General features: G+C 65.7%; 20 protein-coding genes. 9 read left to right on the forward strand and 11 right to left on the reverse strand.

The genetic code is table 11. The features are described from left to right. Positions 1–6 precede the first annotated feature (6 nt). The 3 genes from ACHMWQ_RS22080 to ACHMWQ_RS22090 all read left to right on the forward strand — a co-directional run bounded on the left by ACHMWQ_RS22080 (position 7) and on the right by ACHMWQ_RS22090 (position 2,561). Entirely contained in the window at positions 7–744 is a 738-nt protein-coding gene (locus ACHMWQ_RS22080) for an aspartate/glutamate racemase family protein (RefSeq protein ID WP_396309114.1), read from the forward strand. Positions 745–748: 4 nt separating this feature from the next. Continuing rightward, positions 749–1,243: an Lrp/AsnC family transcriptional regulator gene (locus ACHMWQ_RS22085; RefSeq protein ID WP_396309115.1), complete on the forward strand. Its 495-nt coding sequence runs from the start codon at positions 749–751 to the stop codon at positions 1,241–1,243. A 133-nt stretch (positions 1,244–1,376) separates the two neighbouring features. Then, positions 1,377–2,561: a saccharopine dehydrogenase C-terminal domain-containing protein gene (locus tag ACHMWQ_RS22090; protein ID WP_396309116.1), complete on the forward strand. Its 1,185-nt coding sequence runs from the start codon at positions 1,377–1,379 to the stop codon at positions 2,559–2,561. Positions 2,562–2,883: 322 nt separating this feature from the next. Here the strand turns inward: ACHMWQ_RS22090 and ACHMWQ_RS22095 are convergent, their stop codons facing one another. From ACHMWQ_RS22095 to ACHMWQ_RS22140, 10 genes are all read right to left on the reverse strand, one after another. Continuing rightward, positions 2,884–3,618, reverse strand: coding sequence for an iron-sulfur cluster assembly protein (locus ACHMWQ_RS22095; protein WP_396309117.1), 735 nt, complete (start codon positions 3,616–3,618; stop codon positions 2,884–2,886). Further along, a complete protein-coding gene (locus ACHMWQ_RS22100) occupies positions 3,605–4,642 on the reverse strand; it encodes an amidohydrolase family protein (protein ID WP_396309118.1) in 1,038 nt (345 codons plus the stop codon). Before ACHMWQ_RS22100 ends, ACHMWQ_RS22095 begins: the two co-directional genes overlap by 14 nt. 205 nt (positions 4,643–4,847) lie before the next feature. Further along, a complete protein-coding gene (locus ACHMWQ_RS22105; RefSeq protein WP_396309119.1) occupies positions 4,848–5,861 on the reverse strand; it encodes an ABC transporter permease in 1,014 nt (337 codons plus the stop codon). A gap of 58 nt (positions 5,862–5,919) precedes the next feature. Beyond that, the gene (locus ACHMWQ_RS22110) at positions 5,920–7,446 is read right to left on the reverse strand and encodes a sugar ABC transporter ATP-binding protein (RefSeq protein ID WP_396309120.1); all 1,527 of its coding nucleotides are present in this window, start codon (positions 7,444–7,446) and stop codon (positions 5,920–5,922) included. Between the two features lie 98 nt (positions 7,447–7,544). Then, complete coding sequence (locus tag ACHMWQ_RS22115) at positions 7,545–8,633, reverse strand: substrate-binding domain-containing protein (RefSeq protein WP_354550983.1); 1,089 nt, start codon at positions 8,631–8,633, stop codon at positions 7,545–7,547. Positions 8,634–8,884: 251 nt separating this feature from the next. Next, positions 8,885–9,589, reverse strand: a complete 705-nt coding sequence (gene rpiA, locus ACHMWQ_RS22120; RefSeq protein ID WP_396309121.1) for a ribose-5-phosphate isomerase RpiA — start codon at positions 9,587–9,589, stop codon at positions 8,885–8,887. Positions 9,590–9,626: 37 nt separating this feature from the next. Next, positions 9,627–10,469: a MurR/RpiR family transcriptional regulator gene (locus ACHMWQ_RS22125; RefSeq protein WP_396309122.1), complete on the reverse strand. Its 843-nt coding sequence runs from the start codon at positions 10,467–10,469 to the stop codon at positions 9,627–9,629. Between the two features lie 10 nt (positions 10,470–10,479). Next, a complete protein-coding gene (locus tag ACHMWQ_RS22130; RefSeq protein WP_396309123.1) occupies positions 10,480–11,160 on the reverse strand; it encodes an HAD-IA family hydrolase in 681 nt (226 codons plus the stop codon). Positions 11,161–11,191: 31 nt separating this feature from the next. Next, positions 11,192–12,712 (reverse strand): xylulokinase, encoded by a 1,521-nt coding sequence (gene xylB, locus ACHMWQ_RS22135; protein ID WP_396309124.1) that lies wholly within the window; start codon positions 12,710–12,712, stop codon positions 11,192–11,194. Between the two features lie 4 nt (positions 12,713–12,716). Then, a complete protein-coding gene (locus ACHMWQ_RS22140; RefSeq protein ID WP_396309125.1) occupies positions 12,717–14,180 on the reverse strand; it encodes an aldehyde dehydrogenase family protein in 1,464 nt (487 codons plus the stop codon). A gap of 667 nt (positions 14,181–14,847) precedes the next feature. Between ACHMWQ_RS22140 and ACHMWQ_RS22145 the strand changes: the two genes are divergently transcribed. The 6 genes from ACHMWQ_RS22145 (at position 14,848) to ACHMWQ_RS22170 (ending at position 21,543) form a co-directional block, all read left to right on the forward strand. After that, positions 14,848–15,948 (forward strand): sugar ABC transporter substrate-binding protein, encoded by a 1,101-nt coding sequence (locus ACHMWQ_RS22145; RefSeq protein WP_396309126.1) that lies wholly within the window; start codon positions 14,848–14,850, stop codon positions 15,946–15,948. 146 nt (positions 15,949–16,094) lie between these two features. Continuing rightward, the gene (locus ACHMWQ_RS22150; protein ID WP_396309127.1) at positions 16,095–17,093 is read left to right on the forward strand and encodes an ABC transporter permease; all 999 of its coding nucleotides are present in this window, start codon (positions 16,095–16,097) and stop codon (positions 17,091–17,093) included. Next, entirely contained in the window at positions 17,090–18,646 is a 1,557-nt protein-coding gene (locus ACHMWQ_RS22155; protein ID WP_396309128.1) for a sugar ABC transporter ATP-binding protein, read from the forward strand. Before ACHMWQ_RS22150 ends, ACHMWQ_RS22155 begins: the two co-directional genes overlap by 4 nt. Before the next feature lie 4 nt (positions 18,647–18,650). Further along, the gene (locus ACHMWQ_RS22160) at positions 18,651–19,610 is read left to right on the forward strand and encodes an ABC transporter permease (protein WP_354550994.1); all 960 of its coding nucleotides are present in this window, start codon (positions 18,651–18,653) and stop codon (positions 19,608–19,610) included. 45 nt (positions 19,611–19,655) lie between these two features. Continuing rightward, complete coding sequence (locus ACHMWQ_RS22165; protein ID WP_396309129.1) at positions 19,656–20,447, forward strand: SDR family NAD(P)-dependent oxidoreductase; 792 nt, start codon at positions 19,656–19,658, stop codon at positions 20,445–20,447. A gap of 124 nt (positions 20,448–20,571) precedes the next feature. Continuing rightward, entirely contained in the window at positions 20,572–21,543 is a 972-nt protein-coding gene (locus ACHMWQ_RS22170) for a LacI family DNA-binding transcriptional regulator (RefSeq protein WP_396309130.1), read from the forward strand. A gap of 9 nt (positions 21,544–21,552) precedes the next feature. On the opposite strand, the gene ACHMWQ_RS22175 is transcribed toward ACHMWQ_RS22170, so the two are convergent. Further along, entirely contained in the window at positions 21,553–23,178 is a 1,626-nt protein-coding gene (locus ACHMWQ_RS22175) for a GMC family oxidoreductase (protein WP_396309131.1), read from the reverse strand. Between the last annotated feature and the right edge of the window lie 88 nt (positions 23,179–23,266).

A 23,266-nucleotide genomic window follows, 5' to 3' on the forward strand; every position in this document is an offset into this window, starting at 1 on the left:
AGGAACGTGGGAATCTATCGGGTTCGTCCGGATGCGCAGAGCTATGGCCATGAGATCGGCATCCTGCTGATCGCCTGCTCCAATCCCTTCCCGCCGGGCGATGTCGGCAACGCCTGGAGCTACAATTATCCGGTGCTCTACGAAACGATCTACGACGTCACCATCGACAGCCTGATCAATGAGGGCGACCGCTCGATGGCGCCCTCGGTGGTCGCCGCCGCGAAGAAGCTGCAGGGCATGGGCGTCAAGGCGATCACCAGCGATTGCGGCTACATGCTGTATTTCCAGGAGGAAGTCGCCGCGGCTCTCGACATCCCCGTGATGCTGTCGAGCCTGCTGCAACTGCCCTTCATCGCGGCAACCCTGGCGCCCAGCGCCTCGATCGGCGTCCTCTGCGCCAACAAGGATCGGCTGACGCCGGAGTTGCTCTCCTACGCCTATCCGCATCCGACCCGGACGCTGCATGTCGCGGGGCTGCAGGACGCGCCGGCCTTCCGCTATGCCATTCTCGACGAGAAGGGCGAGCTCGACAGCGAGGCGGTCGAAAAGGAAGTCGTCGAGCGCGCCGTGAAGCTGGTCGAGGAACATCCCGAAATCGGCGCGATCCTGCTGGAATGCTCCAACCTTCCCCTTTACGCTGCGGCGGTACAGCGGGCGACGGGCCGGCATGTGTTCGACTTCCTGACGATGATCGATTTCGTACAGGGAGCGGGCCGGCGCCGGACCTATCAGGGAGGCTACTGAACCGATGGACAGTCCCGGCTCCGGCAAAGAAGCAGCTTCCAGCGGCCGTGTCCGGGACAAGCAGCCCACGCTCGACAGCACCGACCGCAAGCTGATCGCCCTGTTGCAGGAGAATGCGCGGGAATCCGTCACGGAACTCGCGCGCAAGCTGAAGCTCGGCCGGACCACCGTGCACGAGCGGATCGCCAAGCTCGAGAAGAGCGGCGTCATCCTCGGCTATTCCACCATCCTGTCACGCAATCTCGGCACGCCGGCGAGCCGGGCGATCGTCATGCTGAGCCTGGTGCAGCGCATGCAGCCGGCCGTGATGGAAAGGCTGCGGCGGCTGCCGGAAGTGCTGACCTGCCACACGGTGAGCGGCGACTTCGACCTCGCTCTCATGGTCGAGGCGCCGCAGATGGATGATCTGGACGCCGTGCTCGACGAAATCATCAACCTTCCCGGCGTCGAGCGCTGCCGCAGCTCGATCATCATGACGACCAATTTCGACAAGGGCTGACGGCGCTTCCGTCATTTCGTCGGCCGGGCCGTCCTTTTGTCGGCGGAACGGCGGTCGAGCTTCGTTTTCCACGCTGGCGACCGCATCGTCCGCCCCGGACAATCGGCACCTCGAGAGCGAGGGAGCCGCTGCCATGAAGACCATCACCGTCGTTGGAGCCGGAAAGATCGGCAGCACCGTTGCGTCGATGCTGGCGGAGACGGGTGACTACCGGGTCGAACTGGTCGACCGCAGCGAAGCGAGCCTCGACGCCCTGCCGGCACGGCCGCGCCTGACACACCGCGTGGTCGATGTCGCCACCGAAGGCGCGCTGGCCGAAACCCTGGCAGGCTCCTTCGCCGTCATCAGCGCCCTGCCCTTCCACCTGACCACCGCCGTCGCCACGGCCGCGATATCAGCCGGCGTCCACTATCTTGACCTGACCGAAGACGTCGCCAGCACCCGTTTCGTGAAGGCCATGGCCGCGACCGCCAGCGCGGCGCTGATCCCGCAATGCGGCCTCGCACCCGGCTTCATCTCGATCGTCGCCAGCGACATGGCGAGCGATTTCGACAGCCTCGACAGCATCCGCATGCGGGTCGGCGCGCTGCCGCAGTTTCCCTCCAACGGGCTCAATTACAGCCTGACCTGGAGCACGGACGGCGTCATCAACGAATATTGCGAGCCGTGCGAGGCGATCACCAATGGACGGCTCGTCTCGGTGCCGCCGCTGGAAGAACGTGAGGAATTCTCGCTGGACGGCGTGCTCTACGAGGCGTTCAACACCTCCGGCGGCCTCGGCACGCTGTGCGAGACGCTCTCCGGCAAGGTGCGGCGGCTCAATTACAAGACGGTCCGCTATCCCGGCCATGCGGCGATCATGAAGGTGCTGCTGGACGATCTCCGCCTCGGCGCCCGGCGCGAATTGCTGAAGGATATCCTGGAACAGTCGCTGCCGACGACACGGCAGGACGTGGTGGTGATCTTCGTCAGCGTCAGCGGCATGAAGCAGGGCCGGCTTGTCGAAGAAATCTACGCCAAGAAGATCTATAGCCGCGGGGAAGTCCCGAGCGCCTGCAGCGCGATCCAATTGACGACGGCCTCGGCCGCCTGCGCGGTGCTCGACCTGCTGGCCGAGGGCAAGCTTCCCGCCACGGGCCTGGTCCGACAGGAAGACATTCCGATGGCGGCGTTCCTCGCCAATCGCTTCGGCGGCGTCTACCGGCCGGACGGATCCGGCACCACCAACAGCCAGGGGAGGCAGGAAAAGACGGCAGAGCCGCATCCTGCCGATGGCGCCCGCCGCCACGCCAAGGCGGCGGGCCTCCTGCCCGCATAAGAGTGAAGTCTGGAACCACACACTTCCTCCCTGACCCATCCCTCAGGGCGAGGTAAGGGAGAATGCGGCTCGACTGAAGAAATCGGCTCGCTTGTTACGCTGCCGGCCGGACATCCAGGAACCGACAAAAGCCCGTCGGCCGGGACATCGCCCCGACCGGGAACCATCGCGCCGCTCGTGGGTTGCCCTACCAGATGCGGCGCGCGTCAACCGGACGTGGCGGCACGGGGAACAGGGCAGTTTTTCCGGTTTCTTGCCCTGACCAACGCATAGGTAGTCGAGCCCCTATCCCGCCCGCGCCGCATCTAACTCTTCTCGAAAATCAGTCCGGATTGGCCGCCGCTAGGACCCTGCAATGCTCGGCATTGGCCGCCATGGTGACCGCCGTGCCGCGCACGCTACGCATATGCACCGCCCAGTGCGCGATCTCGACAGGCTCGCCCTGCGCCGTCACGAAGGCCCGGTCCCCGGGCAGATTGCGGCGCAGCGCCAGATAGCGCGCCACCGGCTCGGCAATGCTTGAAGTATCGCGCGCGATCCGTTCCAGATCCGGAACCGTCCATAGCGCCGGCAGCGGCAGGTTTCCGCCTTTGGGCAGGACGTCGAGCACGGCGTGCTGGCGGGCCAGAAAGGCCTTCTCCAGGAAGGTGTGGCGCAGGCCGTCCAGTTCGCCTTCGGCCTTTTGCGGAAACGCCTGCATGAAGGAGAGATCTTGCGCGACCGCTTCATTGATGCGCCGCGCCGCGAAATGATCGCGCAGCACCACCTCGGCGGACGTGACCCAAGGCAGCGCCACCAGGGCTGCCTTGATGTCGGCCGCCATCAGAAACGCGAAGTTCGCCGCGCACCATTGCGTCGGCAACTGGAAGGCAACGCCGACCGATCCGCCGTCGACCTCGATCGACTTGATGAACCCCATCGCCGTGACCGTCTCGTCCAGTTCGGGGTCGCGGATCGTCTCCAGAGCGAGGCGCACCTCTTCCGCTCGCGCCTCGGTCAAGCTGTCCGCGACCGCCAACGGCGCAGCGGGCGACGGCGTGGCCTCATTCGGCCGCATGGCGGGATGCCTCGGCTGCCGGCAGATCGACCGGCGGCAGGTTCAGCAACGCATCGGCGTCGAGCCCGTAGAGCTTGGCGGCGTTGAGGCCCAGAATCTTGCGTTTGGCATCGAGGTCGAGCGCGTGTCCCGCCTCGGTCGTATCTTCCTCATCGAGCTCGAACGCCATGAACGCCTCAATGATCCAGTCGGGACTGGTGATCGCGTAGTCCGAGCCGAAGATCAGCCGGTCCGGCCCGACGCCCCAGAGCAGTTCGATCAGCATCGTCTTGAAATGGCGCGGCCGGGCGCGGATGAACGAGGTGACCAGCGCCAGCCCGCCATAGACGTTCGGCTCCTGGCCGGCGACGGCGCAGAAATCGTCGATGCGCGGCATGCCGCAATGATCGACGACGAAGGTCAGGTCCGGAAAGCTCGTCGCGACGTTGTCGACGTCGCGCACATCGAAGGCGTCATAGTCGAGCGGATGCGTCGTCGGCCCCTTATGGACATGGATGATGGTGATGCCCAGTTCGCGGCACTTCTCCAGATACGGCCTCACGAAATCGTCGGAGAGGCGGTAGCCGCGCGAGATGCCGTTCCATTCGCCGGTATAGAGCTTGACGCCCTTGAAGCCGAAGCGGTCGTGGTCCTGCTCGAGCCTTGCCAGCCCGCGCGCGCCCTCGCGCGGATCGATCCGGCCGTTCAGCACGATGCGGTCCGGGCAAAGTGCCTTCAGCTCGCTGCACTGATCGGTGGTGTTGAAGCCGTCCTTGTAGAAATCCCGGAGATCGACCGGCAGCATGATGGCGGCATCGCAATAGCCGTCGACGAACAGGTCGCGGGCGGCCTTTTCCGCGCCGTAGTAGCGGAACTGGTCCTGCGTCCAGCGCTTGTCGACGGGCGTGAATCCGACATGCCCGCCCCAGAACGTGTCGATGAAGGTGCGGCCATAGTCGTTGCGCCAGTTCTCCGGCCGCCCATCCCAGAGGTGGGTATGGCCATCGACGATCAGAATGCGCTCTCCGTCCGGCGTAACGAACATGGATCCCTCCCTGGATCTTCCTGGCAGAGACTAGGCCGCGGACCGTCCCTGCAAAGAAGCTTTGCAATCGACGGCACGCTGCCCTTCGCGCCTTATGGTCTGTCCAGGGCCGGCCTAGTCACGGAAACAGCACGCCTCCGGCGCTGTTTCCCATGGTCTCCTCCGCGACGCTCGGCGCGATGCGCAACGCTAGCGCGATGCGCGGTCAGCTGAAATAGCGCACGCGGATGGCGTCGATGGCAACCGCGATGAAGATCATGACGCCGCCGATGATGCCGACATAGAAGGACGGCACCGAGATGATGGCGAGGCCGACCTGGATGATCGTCAGGAGCAGCACGCCGCCCAGCACGCCGATGACATTACCGCGGCCGCCGAACACGCTGACGCCGCCGATGATGGGGGCCGCGATGGCATAGAGCAGATAGCTCGAGCCTTGGTTCGAGGTGATCGCCATCTGCCAGGACGCCAGCAGGAATCCGGCACAACCGGCCAGGAAGCCGGCCAGCGTATAGGTCAGGATCTTGACCCGGTCGACGCGGATGCCGGCCGAATTGGAGGCGACCGGATTGCCGCCCACCGCATAGACGCGGCGGCCGAACACGGTGTTGGAGAGCAGGATGCCAACGCCGACCAGCGCAATGACGAAAATGAAGGGCATGATCGGCCAGCCGCCGATCGTCGCCTGGCCGATCCAGACATAGCCGTCGGAAAGATTGGTGATGGTGCGGCCCTGGGTCAGCGCCAGAAGCGCGCCCTGCAGGATGATCATCATCGAGAGCGTCTGGATCAGCGACACCATCTTGAGCTTGGTGATGCAGAGGCCGTTGAAGAAGCCGATGAAGGTGGCGACGCCGACGCCGACCAGCATGCCCGGGAACCATGGCAGGCCCCAGTCGGAATAGGCCATCGCGCCGATCGCCGAAGAGAAGCCGAGATTGGCCGGCAGCGACAGGTCGATCTCGGCGACCAGCAGCGGCAGCGCCACGGCGAGGCCGAGCATGCCGAGCACCGTGGCCTGCACCATGATGTTCTGCATGTTGTTGACGGTGAAGAAGAACTGGTTGAACAGGCCGAAGATCACGACCAGCGCGATCAGCCAGATCCACACCACGTTGTGCAGCACCCAGCCGAGCGCGGAGCGGCCGCCTTCGTTCGTGGTCGGGGCGGCGCCGGTGGGGCTCGCGGTCTTGGCGGCGACGGTCATCGTGCGGCTCATCTCTTCCTCGTTGTCAGCATGGCATCCCGGGTGGCCGGCGCAAGATCCGAATGTGGACCTAGGCAGGCTCAAGCCCCCGGAGCCGGTCATTGGTGATCTCGGAGCCGGTGAGCTCGCGGGCGATGGTGCCGTTCTCGAAGATGCAGACCCGGTCGACGGCGCGGGTGATCTCGTCGGTATCGGTCGAGACGATGATGACGGCGACGCCGGTCCGGCTCAGATCGTCGACGATCCGGAGCACGTCCTGCTTGACGCCGACATCGATGCCGCGCGTCGGCTCGTCGAGGATCAGCACGCGTGGCCCCGTCGCCAGCACGCGGCCGAGGCAGACCTTCTGCTGGTTGCCACCCGACAGCGTATCGACCGCGACGGCGGCCGACGGCGCCTTGATATCCATCGCCGCGAAATAACGGTCCGAAAGCTTCAGCTCGGCGTCCTTGCTCAGGAAGCCGGCATTGGCCACCGCGGAGAGCGACGACAGCGAGATATTGGCGCCGATCGACATCTGCCCGATGGCGCCATCGCGGCGACGGTCGTCGGACAGGAAGGCGATGCCGGCTTCGAACGCATCGCGCGGATGGCTCGGCAGCTTCTGCGTCTCGGTGCCATCGGCAAAGCGGATCGTGCCGGATTGCACCGGCGTCAGGCCGAAGATGCAGCGCGCCAGTTCCTTGGCGCCGGCGCCGGGCAGACCGGTGAAGCCGACCACCTCGCCGGGGCGCAGGTCGAGCGCGGGAACGCGGACGCTGGGACCAACGATATCGCGGAGCTGCACGGCCGGCGCATCGTCGGCGAAGCTGCGACGCTCGCGCTGGAACAGCACCAGGCCGCGTCCGAGCACGAGTTCGGAAAGCTGGGCCGAGGTCAGGCTGCCGACATCCTCGGAGCCGCCGGCCAGCACGCCGTCGCGCAGCACCGAGACGGCGTCGCAAATATCGAGGATCTCGTCATTGTAGTGCGAGATGAAGATGAAGGTGACGCCGTCGACCTTCAGCCGGCGCATGAAATCGAATAGCTGCTTGCGGTCCTCGACGGTCAGAGCCGCCGTCGGCTCGTCGAGGATGATGATCTTGCCGCCGCTGAACATGGCGCGGAGAATGTTGAGCTTGCGACGCGCCACGGCGTCGAGCTTGCCGGCCGGCTTGTCGAGATCGATGCCAGTGCCGGCCAGCATCCGCGCGGCGTCCTTGCGCAGCTTGCGCCAGTTTACGAAGCCGAAGCGGCGCGGCCAGATGCCGAGCATCAGGTTTTCCGCAGCGGAGAGGTGATCGATGATCATCGGCTCCTGGGTGACCAGGAAGACGCCCGCCTCTTCCATGGACGGCACATCGGCATGGCCGAGCGCCACGCCATCGAGATAGATGGTGCCCGTCGTCGGCTGGCGCTGACCCGACATGATGCCGACCAGCGTGCTCTTGCCGGCGCCGTTTTCGCCCAGCAGGCCATGGATCGAGCCGCGGCGGATGGCGAGGCTGACATCGCGCAGCGCCACGGCGCCGCCATAGACCTTGCCAAGGTTTTCCACGCGCAGAACATAGTCGCTCGCGGACTGCGATCTGGATGTCATCGGCACGGTCACGCGCATCTCCTGTCAAAAACGGAACGGCCGCGCATCGAGCGCGGCGCAACAGAAGGCAACGCCGCGCCGGAGGAACGGGTCCACCGGCGCGGCGTCCTTGCCGACTATGTGTAGGGGATCTTCCACTCGATCTCGGCGATGGCGCCCCAATGGCGCGGATCGGCCGAATTCGACTTGTCGATGATGAAGGGCGGAATGATCAGCGTCGGGCCGGTCTTGCCGGCGACGATCTCGCCCTTCTCCCAGAAGTACTTCTTGTTCTCGTAAGGGCCGATTGGAACGGCCTGCTTCTTCATCGAATAGGTGCCGAGCATCTCGACCGCGATCTGGCCGTAGGCGATCGGATCCTGCGACACGCAGGCGTCCATGAAGCCGTCCTGGATCCACTTCAGCGCGACCGGCTCGCCGTCGATGTTGACGAAGATGACGTGGCCTTCCTCGCCGACCTTCTTCCAGCGACCCTTCTGCTGCAGCGCCGTCACGATGCCGCGCGAAGGCGAATCGGAGGGAGCATGCACCGCGTCGAGATCCGGGAATTCCGACAGCGTCGAAAGCGTCACGGCCAGCATCTGGTCGAGCGCGCCTTCGGTCGGACGGGCGAGATACTTGATTTCCGGATACTTGGCGAACTCGGCGTCCATGCCTTCCTTGCGCAGGCGCCAGGCGACGCTCTGCAGCGCGCCGAAGCAGTTCAGCACGGTACCCTTCGGGCTGCCATATTTGGCGGTCAGGCGCTTGATGATTTCCTGGGCCGCCATCTGGCCGCCGAGGTAATTGTCGAACGAGACGGTGATCGCGACGTCGCCGCCATCGGCCGGCGTGTCGATGATGCCGACCGGAATGCCCTTCTGGTTATAGCGGCGGATCGCGGAAACGATCGCCTGGCTGTCGATCGGGTCGCTGATGATCGCCGAAGGGTCGGAGAGCATCAGGCTCTGCCACTGCTCCAGCTGGCGGGTGTTGTCGAAATTGGCGTTGGTCGCCTGGAATTCCCACTTGTTCGCCTGGACCGCGCGCTTCACGGCCTCTTCCTGGATGACGAAGAAGTAGTAGTCGAGGCTCTTGTTGCTATAGGGAACGAAGACGCGGTCCGCCGCGAAAGCGCTGCTGCTCCCGCCGACCATTGCTCCGACACCGAGAGCCGCGCCTGCCTTGAGCAGGCCGCGACGGCTGAGGTTGTTCACGTTTGTCACTCAATCCTCCCATGTCCCATCGGCTCCCTGATCCCTGCCGACTGGAATGCAATCTAGTTTCACTACATCACGACGCACTGTCAATGGCCTAGCGGCGCGTGGCGATCCGGTATTTTTGGCTTAAATAGTTGATCTGATAGTCGAATATATGGAAATCGCAGACACCCCAATCCGGCACCTCCCCGCCACAACGGGGAAGCTTGGAAGCTGGCCACGGAACCGTTCTGGAGCGGGATGTTTGTTTTACTACATCACCGCATGGCAACGTAGGCGGTGCCGTCGAAGCAGCCGACGACCATTCCCTGCGATTCCCGCGTGAACAGGCCATTCTCGACGACGCCCGGGATCTGGTTGAGCTTGATTTCCAGCTGTTCCGGATTGGGAATGACGCCGCAGCGGCAGTCGAGGATGAAGTTGCCGCTATCGGTCACGACAGGCTGGCCGTCCTTCATCCGCCGCACGATGACAGCGTCGGCGATGCCGTGCTCGGCCAGCAGGCGCGAAACCATCCGCTCCGTCTGCTTCCAGGCGAACTGCACCACCTCGACCGGTAGCGGGAAGCCGCCGAGTTGATCGACGATCTTGGTCTCGTCGCAGATGGTGATCATCTGCTTCGAGGCATGGGCGACGATCTTTTCCCAGAGCAGGCAGGCGCCGCCGCCCTTGATCATGCGGAACTGCCGGTCGATCTCGTCCGGGCCATCGACGGTCAGGTCCAGTTCGCCGATCTCGTTGGGATCGGTGATCTTGATGCCGACTTCCCGCGCGACGTCATTGGTGGCGCGCGACGTGGTCGTGCAGGTGACCTTGAGACCGGCGGCGACATGCTTGCCAAGCTCGCGCACGAAGAAATGCGACGTCGTGCCGGAGCCGAGGCCGAGCTTCATGCCGTCGCGCACGAATTCCTCGATCACCTTGCGGCCGGCTACCTTCTTGGCTTCATCCTGAGTGGTCATGTCTTGTCCTTCGAATGCGAAACGGATCGGCCGGCGGTCAGATCTTGTCGGTCTGCCACGAATCGAGCGCCGGCAACTGGTCGGGGAATTCGCTGCCGCTGGTGACGGCGATCGAGGTCACCAGCATGTTGATCACCAAATGATGGTTGAGCCGCGAGGCGAGCGGCGTCAGCAGTTCCGTGCGGTCGTAGGGCGTCACCGCGATCAGCACGTCGGAGACATGCGCCAGCGGGCTGTCCGCCGCCGTGATCGAGACGACCCGGGCGCCGCCGGTGCGGGCAGCGATGGCCAGTTCGATCATCTGCTTGGTGTGGCCGGACTGCGAGAAGATCAGCGCCACCTCATTGGGCCGCGATGCTTCGGCGTGCAGCCACTGCTTGGTGCGGCCCATCACGGCCGCGCAGCGCATGCCGAGCCGCTGGAACTTGTGCTCGGCGTCGACCGCCGTCACCTCGGAAATGCCGGTGGCGTAGATGCCGACCCAGCTTGCCGCCTGCAGCAGCCGGGCGCCCTCCTCGATCTGGGCGGGCAGCAGATCCTCCAGCGCGCGCTGGATCGCATTCAGCGAATTGCGCGCCGTCTTGCGGACGATGTTCTCGATCGAGTCGCCGGGCACGATCTGCTCATAGGCGAAGGGCGCCGACGGCACGAGGCTCTGCGCCAGATTGAGCTTGAAGTCCTGATAGCCCTCGAAGCCGAAGCGGCGGCAGAAGCGCATCACGGTCGGGTCGCTGACGTCGCATTCCTGCGACAGCCGCGCCATGCTCATATGGATGACCTTGCCGGGATGCGTCTTGACGAAATTGCCCAGGCGCTGCTCGGCCGGCCCCATCCGGTCGTGCTCCTGGAGAATGCGCTGCAGCAGGCTGTTGGTCGACATCCGCTATCCCTCAGCTGGCCGCTTGGACGGGCCGGTAGGCCATGAGATCGAGCAGCCGTGTCAGCCGCTGCTCGGGCTCTGCCGGCACCAGCTTGCCGCCGCCCCAGGGAACGACGAAGAACGGCGCGTCGGCGCCCACTGCTGTCGCTTGGTCGACCGTAGTGTCGCCGACATAGGCCCACTCGCCCTCGCGAAGCCCCATAAGCTTCGTCACGGCCAGAAGATGGCCGGGATCGGGCTTGCAGGCCGGCACCGCATCCGCGCCAAGCACGGCATCGAAAAGGGGCGCGATGCCGAGCAGGTCGAGGACGCGTAGCGTCAGCGAATGCGGCTTGTTGGTGCAGATGCCGAGGCGAAACCCTGCCTGCTTCAGCGCCGCCAGATCCTCGCGGACATGGCTGTAGAATCGCGTCAGCCGCGCCGGCGCCTCGCCATAATGGGCGAGATAGGCGGCATGCGCGGCTCGAATCGTCTCGTCGTCGCTCGGCAGGCCGAGCTCGACCAGCATGTCGAGCAGCAGCCGACGCGGGCCATTGCCGATGAAGCGCTCGACGAATTCCGTCTCCTGCTCCGGCCAGCCGCGCGAGCGCAAATAGGCATTCACCGCCGCCGCGATATCCGGCGCGCTGTCGATCAGCGTGCCGTCGAGGTCGAAAATCAGCGCCCCATAGGCAGGCAGCGGCTTAGTCATGTCCGTCTCTCTGTCGACAATACCGATCTCGTCACGCATCGAGCTTCGCTTCCGCAATCGCCGCAAAGCTTTGCGACAAAGCCGGATAGAGGCCTTCGAAGATGCCGAAGGCCCGGCGCAGCGTGTCGCCAGTCTCGCGATCCGGCATTTGGCGCGTCAGCGGCTTACAGAGCTGCGCCGCCGTCTTCGCGTCCGGCCAGATGCCGACGCCGACGCCCGCCACCAGCGCCGCCCCAAATGCACCGCCCTCGGCCGCGCCCTCGGTCGTCACCACTTCGCAATCGAACAAATCGGCCTGCATCTGGCGCCAGAGCGCCGAACGCGCCCCGCCGCCCGACGCCTTGATGACGCTGTGCTGCATGCCGATCCGCTGCATCAATCCATGAATATCGCGCAGCGCATAGGTGACGCCTTCCATGACGCTGCGCGCCAGGTCGCCGCCGTCGTGGCGGGCCGTCAGCCCGACAAAGGCGCCGCGCGCGATCGGATCGGGATGCGGGCAGCGCTCGCCATAGAGATAGGGCAGGAAGAACAGGCCCTTCGCACCAGCAGGACTCATCGCCGCCTTGGCCACGATCTCGTCGAAGGAGAGCTTTTCGCTCCCCTGCCCCATCGAGCCCATCGTGTCGCGGAACCACGACATGGCGCCGCCGGCATTAAGTGAGACGCCCATGCAGTGCCAGATATCCGGCGCGACATTGCAGAACACCTGGAGCCGGCCGTCAGGATTATCCTCCGGCGCTTCGAGCGCGCTCGCGACAATGCCGGCCGTGCCGATCGTCGTCTGCAATTCGCCCGGCATCATCACGCCGGAACCGAGCGTCTGGATGACGCTGTCGCCGCCACCGCCCACGACCGGAATGCCCTCCGGCAAGCCAAACAGCGCCGCGCCGGAGCGGTTCACCCGGCCGGTAACGACCTGCGATTCATGGCAAGGCGGCAGCAGCGCCGGATCGATTTCAAGACGTTCGAGCAGTTCGCCGGACCATGACCGCTTGCGGACATCGAACAGGCCGGTGCCGGAAGCATCCGAGACTTCCGTGGCGATCTCGCCGGTCAGCACCAGGCGCAGATAGTCCTTCGGGTTCACGACGTGGCGGAGCTTTGCGTACAGCTCCGGCTCGTGGTTGCGCATCCAGACGATCTTGCCGCCGGTATAGCCGACCAGCATGCGGTTGTTGGTGAGCGCCAGCAGCGCCTCAAGGCCGCCGGCCTTTTCCGTGATCTCGGCGCATTCGGCACCGTTGCGCTGGTCGTTCCAGAGCAAAGCCGGCCGCAACACGCGATGGGCTTCGTCGAGCGGCGTCAGACCGTGCATCTGGCCGGAAAGGCCAATGCCGGCGATCTCGACATCGCCCCGCTCGGCCAGGACGGCGGCGACCGACTGGCGGGCGCCCTCGATCCAGAGCGCGGGATCCTGCTCGGTCCAGCCGGGACGCGGCTGCGACAGGCCATAGGGCGCGGTCGAACTGGCGAGCACGCTGCCCGCCTCGTCGATGAGGAGCGCCTTGCAGCCGGACGTGCCGATATCGATCCCCAAAAGGGCCCGCATGATGCTAGCGCCCCTTCGGCTCATCGTGGCGGATGCGGATATGCTTGAAGTTGAAATATTCGAGCATTCCCTCGCGACCATGCTCATAGCCGACGCCGCTCTGCTTGCGGCCGCCATAGGGCGCGTTCATCACGCCGGCATCGACATTGTTGACCGCGACATTGCCGTAGTCGAGCCGCGTGGTCAGGTAGCGCACCTCGTCCATGTCCTTGGCGTAGACATAGGAGGCGAGGCCGTAGGGTGTGTCGTTGGCGCGCGCGATCGCCTCGTCGAGACCGTCATAGGGCGCGACTCCCAGCAGCGGCCCGAACGTCTCCTCGCTCATCACCTTCATGGCATGCGTGCAATCGGCAACCACGGTCGGGCGGAAGAAATGCCCGCGCGCGAACTGTTCGCCTTCCGGCGCCGCGCCGCCTGTCACCAGCCGCGCGCCCTTGGCCAGCGCATCGGCGAGATGCTCCTTCGTCTTGGCGAGGGGATCGGCCGAAGCCATCGCGCCGAGATCGGCATCCGGCTTGTCGAGGCCGTTGCCGATGGTCAGCGCCTCGGCCGCGACCTTCACCTTGGCCAGGAACGCCTCATAGATCGGACGGGCGACATAGACGCGGTTAATCGCGATGCAGATCTGACCCATATTGCGGAACGAGCGGCGCACTGCGCCCTTGACGGCCGCGTCGAGATCCGCCGATTCCGTCACGATCATCGGGCAATTGCCGCCAAGCTCCAGTGACATGCGCTTGACCGTGGTGGCGGATTGCTGGATCCGCAGGCCGACGCTGCTCGAGCCGGTGAAGGCGATCTTGTCGACGCCGGGATGCTCGACCAGCGCCTGGCCGACCACGGAGCCCGGCCCGGTGATGACATTGACGACACCGGCCGGGATCTTGGCTTCCTCGACTTTCCGGGCGATCGCCAGCGCCGTGAATGGCGTCAGATCGGCCGGCTTGATGACGATGGTGCAACCGGCGGCGAGCGAGGCGCACAGCTTCCAGCCGACTAGCTCGGCCGGATAGTTCCAGGGCGTGATCGCGCCGACGACGCCGATCGGCTCGCGGATGACCAGGCTGTGATGATCGGTGGTGTCGCCCGGCACGATCTCGCCATGCACGCGGACCGCTTCCTCGGCGTAGAAATGGCAGGCTTCGGCGAGCTTCAGGATTTCGCCGCGCGCCTCGTTGAGCGGCTTGCCCTGCTCCATCGTCATGATCCGCGCCATGCCATCCGCGTCGGCGGCGATGGCGTCGCCCAGCCGATGCAGGGCGGCCGAGCGCGCCTTGGCCGGCAGGTCGGCCCAGCCGCGGAAGGCGGCGCGCGCCGCGGCGACGGCCTCGTTGATCTCGTCCGCGGTCGAGGCGGCGATCTCGCCGATCGACTCGCCCGTCGCCGGGTTGAGGACCGCGATGCCGGCACCCGCGCCCGTCTTCCAGCCGCCACCGATGAACAGCTTACCACTCAATTCCGAGATCATTTCATCCGTCCCTGTGACCCGGCGGCACGCTCATTCGAACCCGTGCCGGGCATGGAAACAGCCCATCCGAGGCCGTGCATGGCGGCAGAATATAGCATAACTACACAAGCACAAGGCCGGCCGACGCGCGAGCTGTGGAAGCGGCAAGACAGTGCGGGGTGCCTAACCCAAACGTCTAGGATCGCTGCCTTTTCCGCGCCCTGAAGCGCTCAGGATGCTGGCCTTCCGACCTTGGCCTAGCGCCGCGCAGCCAGGGCTAACAAGAGCGCCCCATCGGCGAGCTTGATAGTTTTACTACGATGTCGAGGGGCTTGATCTGGTCGCCCCTTTCGCGCCCACCTGCGGCGCCTATTTTCCATCTCGCACAGCACCGCAGCCCGCGTGCATTGCACACTACAAAATCGCCAGCCGCCGACGACGACAGGCCCTCAAGCGCCGATTGACAGCCTTTCCCGTGCGTGCATAGCTATGCAAGGCCAGAAAACATAATGGGTCGTTGCGGAAAGTCCGAGAGACAGCCGCCAGCCTTTTGCATCCGGACGACAGGCGCGCCAACGCCGTTCGCCGGTGGCGGAATCATCAATTCGAGGGAAGACGGACAGCCGGAAACGACACATAAAAGCGGAGCCCCGGCGGCCAGGGCGCTCCAAACAGGGAGGAGTGTTCAATGGGCAATAAACTCATCTCCGGCACATTGGGGAAGCCGATCAAGCGGCGAGACATCCTCAAGGGCGCAGGCCTGATCGGCATGGCGGGCGTGTTCCCGGCCATCCTCACCCGATCCGCCTTTGCCGCCGACAAGCCGACCGTCGTCAATTCGATCCGGTCGCTGTCCAACCCCTATCATGCGACCTGGAACAAGGGCGGGGCAGCCTTCGCCAAGTCGGTCGGTGCCGACTACGTCACCCTCGTCACCGAGGGCAACAGCGAGAAGGGCATCGCCGACATCAAGGCGATCCTGGCCAAGACAGGCGGCAATGCCGTCATCAACGTCGATCCGAACGACAGCCCGGACGCCCGGGCGATCGTCGAGGCCGCCAAGGCCGCCGGCGCCTATGTCGTCACCCAGTGGAACAAGCCGGCCGACCTGCATCCCTGGGATTACGATCCCAACTACGTCGCCCACATCTCGTTCAGCGGCGTGCCCTACGGCAAAGCCATGGCCGAGACGCTGATCAAGAAGATGGGCGGCAAGGGCGGCATCGTCGCGCTGGGCGGCATCGAGTCGAACGTGCCCGCCATCGAGCGCAAGAAGGGCCTGATGGAGGCGCTCGCCGCTAATCCCGACGTCAAGCTGCTCGACTACCAGGTCGCCAACTGGTCGGCGACCGAGGCGCTCGACAAGACCAATGCCTGGCTGACCCAGTTCGGCGACCAGATCACCGGCATCTGGGCGGCGAATGACGACATGGCGCTCGCCGCCGTGGAGGCTCTGCGCGCCGACGGCCGCGCCGGCAAGGTGCCAGTGACGGGCGTGGACGGCATCCAGCTCGCCGTCGAGGCGATCCAGAAGGGCGAACTGGCCGGCACCGTCGCCTGGGATCCGTACTGGCAGGGCGGCATGGGCCTCGCCATCGGCTACGCGGCCAAGACCGGCGTCTTCGACCCCGCCAAGGAGCCGAAGGAACATCGGGAATTCTACGGCAAGGGCGTGATCATCACCGACGAGAACGCCAATACTTACTATGCCGAGAATATCGCGGCCGAGCCCAAGATGGACTGGAACGACATCTGGGGCCGTGTCAGCGGCCAGATCCAGTACGACTGACCGCCTCCCGGGGCGGGCGCGCCTGGTGTGCGCCCATCGCCGGCTCCTGTGTATCGGAGCCGGCGACCTGCCGCGCGTTCCCCGTCCCGAACCTTCGTTCGCGGCGATGCGCATCCCGATCGATTTCCCATGAGGCGATCCGGCCAATGACCCTTGATGCTTCGATTTCTTCCCAGGCGGCGAAGCCTGCGCCGCGGAGGCGCTGGCGCCTGGCAGCCTGGGCGCCGCTGATCGTGCTGGTGCTGCTCTGCGGCCTGATCACCCTGATCAATCCCAATTTCATGACCTTCGGCAACATGGTCCGCATCAGCCAGGCGGCGATGATACCCCTGGTGCTGGGCCTCGGCGCCACCTTCATCATCCTGATGGGCTCGATCGACCTTTCGGTCGAGGGCGGCCTGACGCTCTCCGCCGTCATCCTGTCGATGCTGGTGCTGAACGGCGCCAATTCCAACACCTTCGGCCTGTTCGGCATTCTGATCGTGCTTCTGGTCGGGGCCGGCGTCGGTTTCGCCAATGGCGTCATCCATGTGCGCCTGAAGATCCCCTCCTTCATGGTGACCCTCGGCATGTGGTTCGTCGGCGTGGGCGCCGCCAATGCGCTGCTCGGCGGCATGGCGATCCGCATCAACGACCCGATGATCCGGGGCCTCGCGATCGAACGCTTCCTCGGATTTCCCTGGGGCGTCTGGCTGGCGCTGTTCTGCCTGCTGATTGCGCTCGTCATCCAGAATTACACCCGTCTCGGCCGCTACATCTATGCGCTCGGCGGCGGCGAGGACTTGGCGGCGCTGTCGGGCATTCCCGTCGGCCGCGTCCGCATTCTGACCTTCACGCTGGCGGGCGTGTTCTACGCCGTTGGCGGCGTATTGGCCGCGGCCCAACTCGGTCTCGGCAATGCCCAGATCGGCAATGGCCGCCTGTTCACCACCGTCACCGCCGTGGTCGTTGGCGGCACGGCGCTATCCGGCGGCCAGGGCAGCGTGCTGCAGACGCTGGTCGGGGTTCTCATCGTCGTCGTGCTGTCGAACGGCATGGTGCTGATGGGCGTGCCGCCCAGCGTGCAGATCGGCGTGCAGGGCCTGATGATCATCGCGGCGGTCGCCCTGTCGATCGATCGCAAGCGGATGCGGATCGTCAAATGAACGTCACCCAACTCCACCCCGCCCCCAAGCCGGCCGAGGCCGTCCCACCCGCGCTCGCGCTCGTCCATGTCGACAAGCGCTTTCCCGGCGTCCATGCGCTGAAGGACGTCTCGATCGAGATCCGGCCCGGCGAAGTCGTCGGCCTGGTCGGCGAAAACGGCGCCGGCAAGTCGACGCTGATGAAGATCCTCAGCGGCGTCTACCAGCCAGATTCCGGCGACATCCTGCTGAACGGCAAGAAGACCCGCTTCATCAGCGCTTCCGACGCCATGCGCCAGGGCATCGGCATGGTGTTCCAGGAGCAATCGCTGCTGACCAATCTGACGGTTGGCGAGAACATCTATCTCGGCAATGAGAAGCAATTCAGCCGCTTCGGCATCGTCGACTGGCGCGCGCTCTACGCCGCCGCGTCGCGCCAGCTTGCCAAGGTGCAGATCGACGCCGATCCGAGGATGCGGGCCGAGGATCTCGACTTCGCCGCCCGGCAGATGGTGGAACTCGCCAAGGCGCTGACGCTGGAGGAAAACGCGCCGGGCCATCTGGTCATCCTGCTCGACGAGCCGACCTCGGTACTGGAGCGGGCGGAGATTGACATCCTGTTCGCCCGCGTCCGCGCCCTGCGCGCCCGCGCCTCGTTCATCTTCGTCTCGCACCGTCTCGACGAAGTGCTGGAACTGTCCGACCGCATCTATGTGATGAAGGACGGCGCCGTCGTCGCCGATCTGGTCGCCGCCGAGGCCGACGTCACGCAACTCCACCATCTGATGGTCGGCCGCAGCCTGCAGGCGGAATATTACCGCGAACCGCTGCAGGTGCCCTATCGCGACGAGGTGGTCCTGGAACTCGAAGGGCTCCGCCACGCCGGCGCCTATCGCGACATCGACTTCAAGCTGCATGCCGGCGAGATCCTCGGCATTGCCGGGGTCATCGGCTCCGGCCGCGAGGAACTGACGCGGACGCTGGCCGGCTTCGCGCCGCATGATGGCGGCAAGCTTATCGCGCATGGCAAGACGGTGACGCTGCGCTCGCCGGCCGAGGCCGTCGATATCGGCGTCGGCTACATTCCGCGCGAACGCCGGGTCGAGGGGCTGGTGCTGTTCCTGCCCGTCGCCGCCAACATCACGCTGGGCGATCTCGGCACGCTGACGAAGCACGGCCTGATCGACACGCGGGAGGAAAAGCGGCTGGCGCAGGACTGGGTGAAGAAGCTGAGGATCCGCACGCCCGGCATCCACACGCTCTGCCTCAATCTCTCCGGCGGCAACCAGCAGAAGGTCGTGCTCGCCAAGTGGCTGAACGCCAAGGCGCGCATCCTGATCCTCGACCACCCGACTCGCGGTCTCGACGTCGGCGCCAAGGAGGAGGTCTACGAGCTCATCCGAGCCGTCACTGCCGAAGGCGTGGCCGTCATCCTGACCTCGGACACGCTGGAGGAGACGATCGGGTTGAGCCACACGGTGCTGGTGATGCGCGATGGCGTCATCACCCACCGTGTCGGCGCAGAGCCCGGGCACAAGCCGCAGCAGGTCGATCTCATCGGACACATGGTGTAGCGCGATGAACAGCATAATCGAGACGATCCGCACCGATGGACTGCGCCAGTGGCTGCCTCTCGCCACGCTGATCTTGCTGGTGATCCTGGTCGGTGCGTTCCAGCCCGCCTTCCTCGAGATGAATACGCTGCTGCAGCTCGCCAGCGACACCGCCGTGCTGTTCATCCTGGCGACCGGCGTCACCTTCGTCATCATGCTGGGCGGCATCGATCTGTCGATCCAGTCGATGGCGTCGCTTTCGAGCGTGGCGGTGGCGCTGACACTGTCGCGCTTCGGCTATGGCGCCTTCGCCTTCGCCTTTGCGCTCGGCGCGCTGGCGGGCCTGCTTTCCGGCATCGCCCATGTCCGCCTGCGCATCCCGTCCTTCATCGCGACGCTCGCCATGGGCGGCGTGCTCTACAGCGCCGCCCTGGTCACTTCGAAGGAGCGCTCGATCACGCTGGGCGACAGCGAGCGCGCCTATCTCGGCTGGATCACCGGCACGGTGTTCGGAATCCCTAACGTCGTGATCATTGCGCTGATCGTGCTCGCCATCGCGCACATCCTGCAAAGCCGCACGCGCTTCGGCCGCTACAGCGCCGCGATCGGCGCCGGCGAACCGGCGGCCTATGCCTCCGGCGTCAAGGTCGACCGCCAGAAGATCATCGCCTTCGTCCTGTCGGGCGCCTGCGCGGCGCTCGCCGGCATCGTCCTTGTCGGCCGGCTCGCCAGCGGATCGCCAACCTTGGCGAGCGAGCTGCTGCTGCCTTCGATCGCCGCGGTCGTGGTCGGCGGAACCGCGATCACGGGCGGCGTCGGCAGCATCTGGCGCACGCTGGTCGGCGCGCTGATCATCTCGGTGGTTCGCATCGGCATGACGTTTCTGGGCGTCAACATCTTCGCCCAGAACATCGTCTTCGGCGTCGTCCTGGTCGCCGCCGTCGCCATCACCATCGACCGGTCGAAAATCCCGATCGTCAAGTAATCGCGTTTTTCAAAGGGCCACTCTCAAGAGGCCAGGAGCACAAGCATGGATCTCGGACTTCGCGACAAGGTTGCCGTCATCACCGGCGGCAGCATCGGCATCGGATTGGCGGTAGCCAAGGGCTTCGCGGCGGAGGGCGCCCATGTCGTCATCGCCGCGCGCGATGCCGACCGGCTGGCGGCGGCGCGCGAGGAAATCCTCGCCGCCCATGCGGTGCAGGTGGTTGCCGTCGACTGCGACGTCGCCACGGCGCTGGGCTGCGACCGGCTGCTGGCCGCGACCGAGGAAGCCTTTGGCGGCGCGGACATCCTCCTGAACAATGCCGGCACCGGCAGCAATGAGACCATCCTGGATGCGCCGGACGACAAGTGGCAGTTCTACTGGGACCTGCATGTCATGGCGGCAGTCCGGCTGGCGCGCGGGCTGGTTCCCTCGATGAAGCGGCGCGGCGGCGGCGTCATCCTCAACAACGCCTCGATCTGCGCCGCCCAGCCGCTCTGGTACGAGCCGATCTACAACGTCACCAAGGCGGCGCTGATCATGGCGTCGAAGACGATGGCGACCGAGTTCATCCCGCACAATATCCGCGTCAACGCGATCAATCCGGGCTTCGTTCTGACGCCGGACTGGATCAAGACGGCGACGCAGTTGACCGCCGAAACCGGCGGCGACTGGAAGGGCTACATCGACAATCTGGCCCGCGAGAACGCGCCGATCGGCCGTTTCGCCTCGCCGGAAGAAATCGCCGATTTCTTCGTGTTTCTCTGTTCGGACCGGGCCAGCTATTCCGTTGGCTCCACCTATTTCGTCGATGGCGGCATGTTGAAGACGATCTGAGATCGGCGCCGGAAACACAGGTTTCCGTTGAACAAGGCACCGGCGGGCGCTAGGCAGGCGCCCGTCATTCCCGCAAATGGTTCACCTCATGAAAGCCTCGAGAAGGTACCCGTCATCGACGGATGTGGCGCGCCTCGCCGGCGTTTCGCAGTCGGCCGTGTCGCGCACCTTCAACAAGGGCAAGAGCGTCTCGGAAGAGACCAGCCGCAAGGTATTCGAAGCGGCGGAGCAACTGGGCTACAGCCCCAACTTCCTGCCGCGCATGCTGCTCAAGCATCGCTCCGACCTCGTCGCCATCGTCGTCAGCGACAGCTCCAATCCCTTCTATGCCGTGGCGGTCGACGCTTTTTCGCGGGCGTTGCAGGAAACCGGGCACCAGGTTCTGCTCGCCAGCGTCGATGGTGGCAACGCGCTGGACGGCATCCTGCCCCGCCTCGCCAGCTACCGCGTCGACGCCATCGTCAGCGCGCTTCCGGTCGTGACCCAGGCAGCGGCCGAGGCCTTCGCCCGCATCCGCATTCCGATCGTTTCGTTCAATACGCCGGCGCGCAACCAGTGGATCTCGTCGGTCTGCTCCGACAATGCCGGGGGCGCGGCGCTCGTCGCCGATCTCTTCGTCGCCCGCGGTGCCCGATCCTTCGGCTTCATCGGCGGCACGCCCAGCGACTATGCAAGCGGCGAACGCCTGCGCGGCTTCCGGGAGCGCCTCGCCCTGCATGGGTTCGATCGCGTGGAGACCGCCATGGGCGACTATCTCTATGAAGACGCGTTCCAGGCGGCCGCCGCCATGGCGGAACGGCGCAAGGTTCCCGACGCCCTCTTCTGCGCCAACGACCTGATGGCCTTCGGCGCGCTCGATGCCTTGCGCCGGGCGGGTCTGCGGATCCCGGAGGACGTGCTGGTCGCTGGCTATGACGACGTGCCGGCCGCGGCCTGGGGCTCGTTCGACCTGACGACGGTGGTGCATGGCCATCAGGCCATGGTCGCGGCCGCGATCGCCATCCTGCATGCGCGCATGGCCGACCCCGAGCCCGCCGACGGCGTCACCACGACAGTGCCCGTCCGCCTCGCCGAGCGCGCGACGACGCAGCGGTAGCGCGGCGCGTCATGCCTCGAGCGCCGCTTCGCGGACCGCCTCCCGCGCGCCGCTCCGGTTGCCGCGGATCAGGTCCGACGCTTTTTCGCCGATCATCACCGTCGGGGCGTTGGTGTTGGACGAGACGAGGCGCGGCATGATCGAGCTGTCGCAGACCCTCAGCCCCTCAATGCCGTGCACGCGCAATTCCGGATCGACAACCGCGTCCTCGCCATGGCCCATGCGACAGGTTCCGACCGGGTGATAGGCGGTGCGCGCCGCCGAGCGGGCGAATTCCTGGTACTCGGCGAGCGTACGCACGCCCTTGCCGGGGATGTGCTCGCCCGCGAGGAAAGGCTTGAACGCGTCCTGCGCCATGATTTCCTGGCTGAGCTTCACGCCGTCGACGGCGCGCGCCAGATCATAGGGGTCGGAAAACGCGTTGGTGTCGATGCGCGGCGCGTCGTTCGGGTCAGCCGAGCGTAGCGTCACCGACCCACGCGAGCGCGGGCGCGTATGGTAGGAGTTGAGCGTGCAGCCATTGCCGCCCGGCACCGAGCCGACGCCCTTTTCCACGCCCGCGCCGGGCAGGAAATGGAATTGCAGGTCCGGCGTCTTCTCCGCCCTATCGCCCCACCAGAACGCACCGCCCTCGACGATGTTCGATGCCACCGGCCCCTTGCCGAGCGCCAGATATTCAAGCCCTGCCATCAGCTTCCAATGCGGCTTCTTGTATTTGTCGAAGCTGTGCGGCCCGTTCAGTTGGTAGACGATGTCGATATTGGTGTGGTCCTGCAGGTTTTGCCCCACGCCGCGCAGATCATGCACGACCGAGATGCCATGCTCGCGCAAATGCGCCGCAGGGCCGATGCCGGAAAGCATCAGCAGCTTGGGCGAGCCGATGGCGCCCGAGGCGACGATCACCTCGCGGTCGGCGCGCAGGATCTCGCTGCGCCCGTCAGTAGCGATCTCGACGCCCACGGCGCGGCCCCCTTCGACGACGATGCGGCGGGTGAGCACGTCCGTGCGGACGGTGAGGTTCGGCCGGCCGAGCGCCGGCTTGAGATAGCCGACGGCCGTGCTGCAGCGGCGGCCTTTGCGCGTGGTCGACTGGTAGAAGCCGGTGCCGGCCTGGTGCGGACCGTTGAAGTCCGGGTTGAACGGCAGCCCCGCCTCCTGCGCCGCCTGCACGAAGACGCGGGTCAGCGGATGCGGCGAGCCGCTACTCACGCCCAGCGGTCCGCCATGGCCGTGATACGGACCGGCGAAGGTATCGTTGTCCTCGGAGCGGCGGAACAGCGGCAGGATCTCGCGGAACGACCAGCCGGTGCAGCCCTCCTCCTCGGCCCAGGCGTCATAGTCCTCCGGACAGCCGCGGGTGAAGACCTGGGCGTTGATCGAACTGCCGCCGCCGAGCACGCGACCCTGCGGATAGGGGATGGTGCGCCCGTTGACGGCCTTGCCCGGCTCCGTCTCGTAGCCCCAGGAGAGCGGCCCGGCGGAGATCTTGAAGAAGCCGACCGGCATATGGATGTAGCGATCGGTGTCGCGCGGGCCGGCCTCGAGCAGCAGCACCGACACGTCAGGATCCTCGCTCAGCCGGGCCGCCATGACGCAGCCGGCGGAGCCACCGCCGACGATGATATAATCCGGCATCCAGAACCTCCATCGCGAAGCGGCGCGGGGAACCAGCCCGATGTCATGGACTTCCCTTCGCGCGCTCGAAAAAGCCGGTGCGCAGACA

Source organism: Kaistia sp. UC242_56, assembly GCF_044452255.1.
In the GTDB taxonomy this organism is placed as follows: domain Bacteria; phylum Pseudomonadota; class Alphaproteobacteria; order Rhizobiales; family Kaistiaceae; genus Kaistia; species Kaistia defluvii_A.